Below are 10,672 nucleotides of genomic sequence, written 5' to 3'. Positions count from 1 at the left end.
TTCGAGGACACGCCCCACCGGATCGAGGCCTGCTTCAGCCCCGGAGCGTGGCTCCAAGTCGCGGGCACCTACCTGCGAAGCGGCTCCGAGTACTGACGACGATCCGCTCCGGTCCGGTGTTGGGGCAACGGTTGCGTCCCGGGGACTCCATCGCCGACCCGTCGGTGTGGGAGATGTTGCATACGTGTGGGCCGGTCACGACGGCATTAGGCCCCTTCGGCCCTGTCGCTCGCTCCGGGTGCGGGGCAGGCTCGCGGTAGGACCGAAGACCGGCCCCGCGCCTCCTGGTCGCTCTGCTCCTGGCGACGCGTCCCCGGGCCTGGCTGTTGCCGCAGGTCCGCCATCGGAGGGAGCCGAAATGACCGCCGTGATCGCAGTCCTGGTGGTGCTCGTCATCCTGGTCCTGATCGGGCTCGCGATGTCGATCCGCATCGTCCGCCAGTACGAGAAGGGGGTCGTCTTCCGGTTCGGCCGGATCATCGGAGCACGCGACCCGGGACTGCGCCTGATCATCCCGTTCGCCGATGTCATGCACCACATCTCGCTGCGGATCGTCACCATGCCGATCCAGTCCCAGGGCATCATCACCCGCGACAACGTCAGCGTCGATGTCTCCGCCGTCGCCTACTTCCGCGTCGTGGACGCCATCAAGTCGGTCATCGCCATCGAGAACGTGAGCTCCGCGATCAACCAGATCGCCCAAACGACCCTCCGCAAGGTCGTCGGCCGGCACACCCTGGACGAAACCCTTTCCGAGACCGACCGCATCAACCTGGACATCCGCCAGATCCTGGACGTCACCACAACCGAATGGGGCGTGGACGTCACCCTGGTCGAACTCAAGGACATCCAGCTGCCCGACACCATGAAACGCGCGATGGCCAAGCAGGCCGAAGCCGAGCGGGAGAAGCGCGCCAAGATCATCAGCGCACAGGGAGAAGCCCTGGCCGCCTCCGCACTCGGCGAAGCCTCCGACACGATGATGGCCCACCCGCTCGCCCTCCAGCTGCGCAACCTTCAGAGCCTCGTCGAGATCGCCGTCGACAAGAACAGCACCGTCGTCTTCCCCGCACCCCTGATGAGCACCATCGGCGAACTCGGCTCCTTCCTCTCCCGCGAGGCGACCGCGGCCGCCGCTCCCGCACCACAGCCGCCCCTGGACGCCCCGGACGCCCCGGACGCCCAGCTCGCGGCCAAACCCGTTCACCTGCCTGCGCCCGACCCCGTTCACGTACCGGTACCCAACGGGGTGACCGGGATCCCGTAGACACCACCGTCCTCCGCCGGCCGAGGCCGAGGGCGCGCGGCGTTCACCGGGCGACGCGCGGAGCACACCGTACGGAAGACCATCCAGATGATGACGCAGCCGTTCCACACACCGCACCACGGGCCGCGCCGCCTCGTCGAGCGCTGGAAAGCCGTGGCGGCCGACCACCGCTCGCGGGCCGCCGCCCGGCGGTGGCGGCACGTCGGCACCGAGCCACGCTGGGCGCGCAGTGATCTGCCGGCCCGACGACTACTCGGAAGAATCTTCGTCCCGTTCTTCCTGCTCGGGACCATCGTCTTCACGTTGCTCGCGACGAACGCACTCCCCGCACCGCGCGCCGACCGTGCGTTCTTCACTGGCCTTGCCGTGCTGTGCGCCGTGTCCACCGCCGTCGCGGTGATCGACCTGGTCGTCATCCGGCGCCGAATGGCAGAGCAACGACGGTGGCACCGCTGACGACACTGCCGAGCGGAGGGCATGGTCGCACGTCACCGGGCGGGCGTGGGAGCACCGCCGGGCGTAGCGGAGTCCGCACAGGCTACGGCACCCCTCCCGATCGCCCACCGCGGCCGCTCAGGTCGAGAACCGTGGCAACCCCACCGCGGGAGATCGACCGAGTGATGCCGCGGCGGCCGAGGATCAGCGGCGCCCGTCGCAGTAGCGATCGGCGACGAGCCTGCCTACGGTTGAAACCAGCACGACGCGCCGATGCGTCCGTCTCCTGGATGCGCAACGCGTCGAAGGTGCGGCCGTCCAGCAGGGGAATCGAAGGTGGGCCGGGTGAATCCGGAGGATGGATCCGGGTGGGCGGACGTTTCCGACCGCAGCCATCGAATCGACGACGAGATGGACCGGATCGTCGAACGTCTACGGGACCTGGCCCACACCCAGCGCCGTTTCCAGGACCTGCTGGACGGGTGATGTCGGTGGGCCGGGACCTGGAGCTGCCGGTCGTGCTCCGCCGGGTGATCACCACCGCGATGGGCCTGGTCGACGCCCACTACGGCGCACTCGGCGTGCTCAGCTGAGCAGATCGCCCGCCATCTCGACCTCCTCACGCGGTCACTCCTTCCATCCTGCTGCGCGAGCACAGGTGGCGCGATCGGGAGCACCCCGCAGCCGCCGGCGTGTGCTGCCTCCCTCCCCCAGGCTGCACGGGCAGCCACAAGGCTCGGCCTGAGGTGTCGTTCCGCCGGCGGGCTCCGAGCCGGACCTAACGTCTGTTCGGTGAAGAGTCGACACGAAACGTGGGTGCGGCCGCCTGGGCTCGATCCTGAGGAGGCCTCAGAGCTGCTCCTGCGCGATCTGCACAGTTCGCGAGCCGGACTGACCTCGGTCGAGGCGCAGCAGCGGCTTTTGCAGTACGGCGGCAACGAACTGCGCAGGCGTGGCGGCCGACGCTGGCCGGGGGAGCTTGCGCGCCAGTTCACGCACCCGCTCGCGCTGCTGCTGTGGCTCGCCGCGGCGCTGCTCACGGCGGTGGGCTCGTTCGTGGTGGCGGTCGCGGTCGTGCTGATCATCTTCCTCAACGCCGCGTTCGCGTTCGTCCAGGAGGTGCACGCCGAGCACGCGGTCGAGGCGCTGGCCGCCTACATCCCGCAACGCGCGAAGGCCCTGCGGGACGGTGTCCCCCGGGAGATCGACGCCACCGAACTGGTCCCGGGCGACATCGTCGTCATCGAGGCGGGTGACCGGATCGCCGCCGACATCCGCCTACTGCAAGGGGCCATCGAGGTCGACATGTCGGCGTTGACCGGAGAGTCGGTGACCACGCTGCGCTCGGCCGCGATCCTGGACGTGGACGTTCCCGTGCTCACGGCGCACGATCTCGTCTTCAGCGGCACCAGCTGCACGGGCGGCGAGGCGCACGGCGTGGTCTTCGCCACCGGGATGAACACCGAGCTCGGCCGCATCGCCGCGCTCTCCGAGCGGGTCAAGCAGGAGCCGAGCCCACTTGAGCGCCAGGTGCGCCGGGTCGCCTGGCTGATCGCGATCGTCTCGGTGTCCCTGGCACTCGCCTTCATCCCGCTGGCCGCGTTCGGCATCGGCCTGTCGCTGGTCGACTCCGTGGTCTTCGCCGCCGGTCTGCTGGCTGGCATGGTCCCCGAGGGGCTCCTGCCCGTCATCACTCTCGCGCTCGCCGTGGCGGTCCGGGCGCTCGCCGCGCGCGGTGCCCTCGTCAAACGGCTCAGCGCGGTGGAGACCCTCGGCTCGACGGATGTCATCTGCACGGACAAGACGGGCACCATCACCGAGAACCGGATGCGTCCCACCCGTGTGTGGACCGCCTCGGGCCTCGTCGACCTGGACGATGCCGCGGCGCTCGGGCGCGGCATCCCGGCCGACCCGGTCCAGGTCACGGTCGGGCGGATCGCGGCCACCTGCAACAACGCCCGCCTCGAACCCGGTGAGGAGCCCAGCGGCGATCCCACCGAGATCGCCGTCCTGCTCGCCGCCCGCGAGCTCGGTGCCGGTCTCGCAGCCACCGAGCGCGAGTCGGACCGGTGCTGGCAGTTCCATTTCGACCCGGAACTCAAGCTGATGTCGACCATCGACCGACACCACGGCCGGCTCGCCGTCCGCACCAAGGGAGCACCCGAAGCACTCCTGCCGCACTGCACCACGTTCCTCGCCGCCCAAGGAAGGCAGCTGCCGCTCACCGACTCCGACCGGCAGCGCATCGCCGCCCAGGTCGACGCGTTCGCAGCCGACGGCCTGCGCGTGCTCGCCTTGGCCGAACGGGAACTGCCCCCCGACCGCCGGCCACCGCACCGACGGAGCGACGCCGAGACCGACCTGTGCTTCGCCGGACTGATCGCCATGCTCGACCCGCCCCGCCCCGAAGTCGCCGAAGCCGTACGCGACTGCCGCACCGCCGGCATCCGCATCATCATGATCACCGGCGACCACCCGCTCACCGCGGCCGCGATCGCCCGACGCGTCGGCATCACTGGCAGCGACCCCACTGTGATCAGCGGCCAGCAGCTGGAGGAGCTCGGCGACACGGAACTACGCGCCCTCGTGAGCCGGACGCCCGACATCGTCTTCGCCCGCGCCTCCCCGGAGGCCAAGCTCCGCATCGCCGACGCACTGAGCGAGGAGGGACACGTCGTCGCCATGACCGGCGACGGCGTCAACGACGCCCCGGCGCTGCGCCGCGCCGACATCGGCATCGCCATGGGCCGCTCCGGCACCGACGTCGCCCGCGAGGCCTCCACCATGGTGCTTACCGACGACAACTTCGCGTCGATCGCCACCGCGGTACGCGACGGCCGCCGGATCTATGACAACGTCCGCAAGTTCATCATCTACATCTTCGCCCACGCGACACCCGAGGTGATGCCGTTCCTCTTCTTCGCGCTCGGCGGCGGCCGCATCCCCCTCCCCCTGACGATCCTGCAGCTCCTCGCCTTCGACGTCGGCAGCGAGACGCTCCCCGCCCTCGCCCTCAGCCGCGAACCCGCCGAACCCGGGCTCATGGACCGCCCGCCCCGGCCCGGATCCGAAGGCGTCATCCAGGGCCCGATGCTTCTCCGCGCCTGGCTCTTCCTCGGCGCCATCGTCGCGGCACTCCAGATGACGGGCTTCTTCTTCGTCCTCACCCGAGCCGGCTGGACCCCCGGCGACCCGACCGAGCCGGGGCAGCCCCTGCACCACGCCTACCAGCAGGCCACGACCATGACCTTCCTCGGCATGATCGCCGGGCAGATCGGCACCGCCTTCGCCGTCCGAACCACCCGCGCCTCGCTCCGCTCCGTGGGCGTACTGTCCAACCGCTACCTCCTCGCCGCCATCGCCGGCGAGCTCCTCCTCGCAGCCGTCTTCGTCTACACCCCGCCGTTCCAGAAGCTGCTGGGTACCGCCGCCCTCCCGGCGAGCGACCTGCTGTTCCTGCTGCCCTACCCCTTCATCGTCTGGGGCGCCGACGAACTCCGCCGCTACCTGATCCGACGACACAGCTCCCGTTCCCCTCAACCGCAATAACCTCGACGCTGCGCGCGCCCCTGGATCGCACCCACGTCACCGATCGTCGCACCTGCGAGGGCGTGACCGGCCAAGCACGGAACGGCTCAGTGCCAGTGAGGGCGCCGGGCTGGACCACGATCTCAGCGGACACCGGAGCAGGCCGGATGCTCGGGCTGGTCTCCGGCACTCGCGTCGCCGGATGTCTCGGGCAGGGAGCACCATCGAAGGGGGCGGGCCGCACCTGGCCTGCGGATGCGGGTCCACTGGAGTCACCGACAACCGCCGACGAACCTTCGGAACGCATCAATCCGTCTCCTGTCGAAGATCCCCTGGAAACGGCCGCGGCAGACCCGTCGGCCGTCGAACGAAAGCTGCCGGCCATGCGCTGGTCCCAGACACACATCCCGACCCTTCGCGAGAACCCGGCGGAGGCCGACGCTCCGAGCCACCAGCTCCTGCTTCGCACCGGATTCATCCGGCAGCTCATGGCGGGCCACTACTCGCTGCTGCCGCTCGCCGTCCGGGTGCGGTCGAAGATCGTCACCATCATCCGGGAGGAGATGACCGCCATCGGGGCGCAGGAGTTCTCCCTGCCGGCAATGCACCCGGCGCAGGTGTGGCGGCGCAGCGGCCGGTGGGACGCCATGGGGGAAGAGATGTTCCGCCTGAAGGAGCGCAAGGGCGCCGAACTGACGCTGGGCATGACGTACGAGGAGATCTTCACGTCGCTCGCCACCGAGCTGAAGTCGTACCGCGAACTGCCGCAGACGTGGTACCAGTTCCAGACCAAGTTCCGTGATGAGCCCCGCGCCAAGGGCGGCTTGCTACGGACCCGGGAGTTCACGATGAAGGACTCCTACAGCTTCGGCCTCACGCAGGAGGGCCTGGACCGGTCGTTCGACCTGCACCGTGAGGTCTACCTGCGGATCTTCGCGCGACTGGGGATTCCGGCCATCCCGGTGGAGGCGTCCAGCGGCAGCATGGGCGGGGCACGGAGGTGGACACCGGGCCCTTGGGCGGGCCCTGGAGGCCTGGCGGATAGGCGGCCGCATGGCACCGGTGGGCTGATGCACACGGACGTTCTGACTGACAGTCGGACACCGCTGCGGCCCCTCGGTCACCCGCACGAGTGAAGGTCGGCGCAGGGCCGGACCGCCCGCGGAAGCAGGTCGGGCATCGGTGCCTAACGTGGTTCGGAAAGTCACCGTCGGTCGGCCGACCGACGTCGCCGCCAGGATCAAGAGGTACCCAATGAATCGTTTCATCACTCTTGCCGCCGGTGTGGCCGCCATGACAGCCGCTGCCTCCGGATGCGGCAGTTCCGGCACCACGGCTTCCTCGACCCCGACCGCGAGCACCAGCGCCCCCACGACCGCCGCCGGCTCCGCTGCTCCCAGCCGGAGCGTCGCCACGGTGAAGACGGCGAGTTCGCCGTTCGGTCAGATCCTGGTCGACGGTTCCGGTAGGACGTTGTACCTGTTCAAGGCCGATACGGGGACGACCTCGACCTGCAACGGCTCCTGTACGCAGAATTGGCCGCCGCAGACCACGACCGGGGCACCCGACAGCAGCGGAGTGACCGCGTCCCTGGTCGGAACGACCACCCGTTCGGACAGCTCGACCCAGGTGACCTACAACGGCCACCCGTTGTACTACTTCTTCAAGGACACGAAGCCCGGAGAAACCAACGGTCAGGGCGTCAACGCCTTCGGCGCTTCGTGGTACGTGGTGAGTCCCAGCGGTGACGCGATCACCAGCCCAGCCTCCGCGTCGGCTTCCCCGTCTGCCAGCTCCACGGGCGGCGGTGGCTACTGAGGCCCGCTCCTGAACCTGCGGGGCTCGAGAACTCGGCTCACGCCGCCGACCTGCACGGAGCCCGCATGAGCATCCCGCCCTGGCGTGATCACCGGACGCTCGTTCGTACGGTCCATCCACTCGTGCGGCGTGTGCTCGGATTCCTGGTGCTCATCGCGCCCTGGCATCTCGACCTCGAAGCGGAGGTCCTGGTGCTGAGGCGCGAGAACGAGATGCCGCGCCAACAACCGGCCCGGCCGCGATACGAGCCGGCGGACGGGGCGGGCGCGGCCGGCGGCGCTCTCGAACGTCTCCCACGTCATCGCCGGACGCAGGGGTTCCCGCTGACCCCGGCGACCCTGCCGCCCCGGCATCGACGTCCGGTGGGAGAAGAAGTGCGCCCACGAGCCGCGCCGCCGGGCAGGCGGCCCACCACCGCTGCGGTACGTACCCTGGCTGTTTCGGGCGGGGTTGTTTGAGCGCCGGTCGGGCAACGGGATCAGGAGCCACGTCGCTCCGTTCGTGCAACCGATCGGAGCGACGTCGGACCAAGATTGGCGAGCTGCACGTGGGTGAGGCCGAGGACGCTGACCCGGGTCGTTTGTCCCGGTCCCCTCCGGGCCGTTCCGCGGCCCGCCCTACCCGAGGATCCGACTCGACCTCTGTGGTCGCGCCCTACAGCAGCGGCGCATCGATCGTGGTGGTCAACGTGCATGCCGATCGGACCCCCTGGCGATACGGGCAAGCCGTCCCTGTTCCGACAGCTACGGCGGGTGGTCCGCCGGTCGCCGGCCGGGCGCGGCTGGGCGCGGGGCCGTGATCTGCAGCTGTCACAGCGGGCACTGGGCTTCGCGGCGCTCGGGTTCCTCACTCTGGTCCCGCTGCTGATCGTGGTCTCCGCGGCCGATCCGGACCGCGGGCGGGGGTTCGCGCAGTGGCTGGGGGACAGGCTCGGTGTGTCGCCTGCTTCCAGACGAGAGGTCGAGCAGCTCTTCGGGCGGCCCCGGCCAGGCATTCCGAACAACGACGGCCTTCGGTCTCGCGGCCCTGGCGGTGTTCGGCCTGTCGTTCGGCGCCGCGGTGCAGAGCGGCTACGAGAAGGCCTGGAACCTGCCACCAACCCGCTGGCGGCACGTGCTGTGGCTCGCCGTTCTGATCGGATTCCTCTTCCTGTCCGCCACCGGCGCGCTCTGGCGCCGGTCCCCGGCCAATAGCCTGGTGGCGGTACTGACCGCGGTCCTGTTCGCCTGGTGGTCGCAGTGGCTGCTCCTCGGCAGGCGGGTGCGCTGGCGCGCCCTGCTTCCGGGCGCCGTGGTGACCGTGGTCGGACTGCTCGGCCTGAGACTCGCCTCCCGGCTCGCCTTCTCGCCGCTGATCGCCTCCAACATGGTCACCTACGGCTCGTTCGGGTCTGTGCTGGTCATCCAGTCCCGGCTGGTCGGCGTGGGAGTCGTCGCCCTTGGCGGCGCGCTGGTCGGCCGACCGCTCGACGAGGAACTCCCGCGCGTGAGACGTGCGCTGAAACGGCGAAGGTGAGAGCCCACGCGCCGTCGTGCCGATTCGTGAGCGACACCCACTCGACGCCGCCCGCGCCGAGGGCGGCAGCCCGGCGGCGGCGAGTACCGCAGGCCGAGCAAGGAACGTGTCAGCTCCCGCAGTGGATAATCCAATCACGACCGGGGCATCCGAGTCGGCACGATCGGCCCGGCCGTCCCCGGGGATCCGCTCGGGCGCCTACGTCCCCAGCCGGCTTCTGGAACGGCGACGCCGGGCCGAGCAGGCCCTGATCAGCATGGTCGCGACCTGCCACCTCCTCGGAGCCCCGACCAGCAGGGTCGGGAAACTCGGCGAGAGCCGCGGTCATCCTTCGCGGACCGCTGCACTCGGCCACCCCACAAAAGGCCGCCCCCGCATCGCTGCGGAGGCGACCTTCCCGGCCTGCGCAAACGTCACACCGACCGGAACAACAGGACCTGAATCCACGTCTCCGTCACCCTATGATCTTCCCACCGAAAGGGCGGACACTTTTGCGATCGCGAGTCGCAGAGTCAGGAATCCTGCCTCAAGGATCCACATATTCGCCTCCTCGCGATCGTCCTACCGGTAACTTCTCCCGGCACTTTCCAGAATACTCCGCACTGCTGGAATCCGGGCACCTCGTGCACATAATTCTTTTCAAAAATCACCACACCCTCATGTTCAACCAGAAAAGTCAGGGAACCGTGGCGCACATGGATTGCGCGCGGGAGGCACCGCGGAGCGGCCGCGGACCGGTCAGGAGGATTCCCAATGATGTTGTCAAGCCGGAGCGGTGACGCCGAGTGATGGCCTCATGCTGCGGTGGTAGCCGGCTGGCCGATGGCTGCTTCGAAGGTGCGGTGGTCGCGTATGAGGGCCCAGAGCACGTTGAGGCGGCGCCGGGCCAGGGCCAGCACGGCCTGCTTGTGGGACTTCCCCTCGGTGCGTTTGCGCTGGTAGAAGCGTTGGGATTCGGGGCAGTGGATGGCGGCCACCTGGGCGGAGAGGTAGAACATCCGCAGCAGGCGCCGGCTGTAGCGCCGCGGGCGTTGGAGATTGCCGCTGACCTTGCCCGAGTCGCGGGGGACGGGAGCAAGGCCGGCGACTCCGGCGAGCCGGTCGGGACTGCCGAAGGCAGACATGTCGCCGCCGGTGGCGGCGATGAACTCGGCGCCGAGCATGTCTCCGATGCCGGGCATGCTGGTGATCACCTCGGCGTCTGGGTGCTCGCGAAACCGGTCCTCGATGAGGGCGTTGAACTGGTCGATTTTCTCGTCGAGGGCTATCACCTCCCTGGACAGGGTGTGGGTCATCGTCGCGGCGGTCTTTTCTCCGGGGACGGCGGTGTGCTGGGCCCCGGCGGCGGTTACTGCGGCCTGGGCGGCGCTCGTGGCGATGGCGACAGTGCGCACGCCGTGGTTCTTCAGCCATGTCGCCAGCCGCGTTCGGCCGATGCGCCGCAGCGTGGCGGGGGTCTGGTAGCCGGTCAGCAGGATGAGCGCGGTTTTGGAGGTGCTGTAGTCGAAGGCCCGTTCCGGGGCGGGAAAGTACTCCAGCGGCTGGGTGGAGATCACCACGCCGAGGGCGACTTCGACGGAACTGCGCAGGAGTGCGCCGAGTTCCTGGTCGACACGGCCGTGAGGCAGGGCGGGGACGATCCGGGCCCGATGCAACCGCCACGCGTTGTCGCCGATGTCTGGGAAGCGGGCGGATCGGAGAGCTCCGCCGCCGGGTACGCAGAGTGGCCGTAGCGCGCACGTCCGGGCCGGGTCGTGCACGGTTCCTCGGTCCCGCACGATCTCGACGCCCGAGGCCACGGTCGCATGGGGGTACGAAGGGCATGCGACGCGGGTATGACGCGTCCGGCCTCGGCGGCTTGCAGCCAGGCGACTTCCCGGGACGGGCCCGCGCTGCCCGCAGGGCGTTCAGGACTGCCTCGTCGATGTCCGGCCGGCACCCGCCCGGTCGGTCGGGGTGACGTGGTGCGGGCGGAGTAGCGTGGGGGTATCGGGGCGGCCCGGCCGCCGCTCCCCGACGGTCGGCCCTCGTTCGGTGGGGCCGGTGTGTGTGTCCACGGACAGGTGGCGAGCCATGTCGGATGAAACCGGTGCTGCGCTCCCGGGACTT

At 69.6% G+C, this 10,672-nt stretch carries 6 protein-coding genes and 2 pseudogenes; 7 read left to right on the top strand and 1 reads right to left on the bottom strand.

The annotated features are described in order from the left end of the window. The first annotated feature begins 358 nt into the window (after nucleotides 1-358). The 7 genes and pseudogenes from IE98_RS0140805 to IE98_RS43965 all read left to right on the top strand — a co-directional run bounded on the left by IE98_RS0140805 (nucleotide 359) and on the right by IE98_RS43965 (nucleotide 8,563). Nucleotides 359-1,267, top strand: coding sequence for a slipin family protein (locus IE98_RS0140805; protein ID WP_052391602.1), 909 nt, complete (start codon nucleotides 359-361; stop codon nucleotides 1,265-1,267). A gap of 90 nt (nucleotides 1,268-1,357) precedes the next feature. After that, complete coding sequence (locus IE98_RS0140800; protein WP_159401250.1) at nucleotides 1,358-1,723, top strand: hypothetical protein; 366 nt, start codon at nucleotides 1,358-1,360, stop codon at nucleotides 1,721-1,723. A gap of 324 nt (nucleotides 1,724-2,047) precedes the next feature. After that, nucleotides 2,048-2,188 (top strand): hypothetical protein, encoded by a 141-nt coding sequence (locus IE98_RS49900; RefSeq protein ID WP_159401249.1) that lies wholly within the window; start codon nucleotides 2,048-2,050, stop codon nucleotides 2,186-2,188. A gap of 306 nt (nucleotides 2,189-2,494) precedes the next feature. After that, nucleotides 2,495-5,251: a cation-translocating P-type ATPase gene (locus tag IE98_RS0140785; RefSeq protein WP_078661703.1), complete on the top strand. Its 2,757-nt coding sequence runs from the start codon at nucleotides 2,495-2,497 to the stop codon at nucleotides 5,249-5,251. Between the two features lie 146 nt (nucleotides 5,252-5,397). Beyond that, nucleotides 5,398-6,366, top strand: coding sequence for an aminoacyl--tRNA ligase-related protein (locus tag IE98_RS43970; protein WP_234443886.1), 969 nt, complete (start codon nucleotides 5,398-5,400; stop codon nucleotides 6,364-6,366). A gap of 118 nt (nucleotides 6,367-6,484) precedes the next feature. After that, complete coding sequence (locus IE98_RS0140775) at nucleotides 6,485-7,048, top strand: hypothetical protein (protein WP_043176311.1); 564 nt, start codon at nucleotides 6,485-6,487, stop codon at nucleotides 7,046-7,048. A 692-nt stretch (nucleotides 7,049-7,740) separates the two neighbouring features. Next, a pseudogene (locus IE98_RS43965) lies at nucleotides 7,741-8,563 on the top strand (ribonuclease BN). Between the two features lie 794 nt (nucleotides 8,564-9,357). On the opposite strand, the pseudogene IE98_RS0140760 reads toward IE98_RS43965, so the two are convergent. Next, nucleotides 9,358-10,165: pseudogene (locus IE98_RS0140760) on the bottom strand (transposase); the annotation flags it as partial. Nucleotides 10,166-10,672: the final 507 nt, after the last annotated feature.

It is taken from the genome of Streptomyces sp. NRRL B-24484 (assembly GCF_000717715.1).
In the GTDB taxonomy this organism is placed as follows: Bacteria; Actinomycetota; Actinomycetes; order Streptomycetales; family Streptomycetaceae; genus Kitasatospora.
This window is presented reverse-complemented; position numbering and strand designations above follow the sequence as displayed.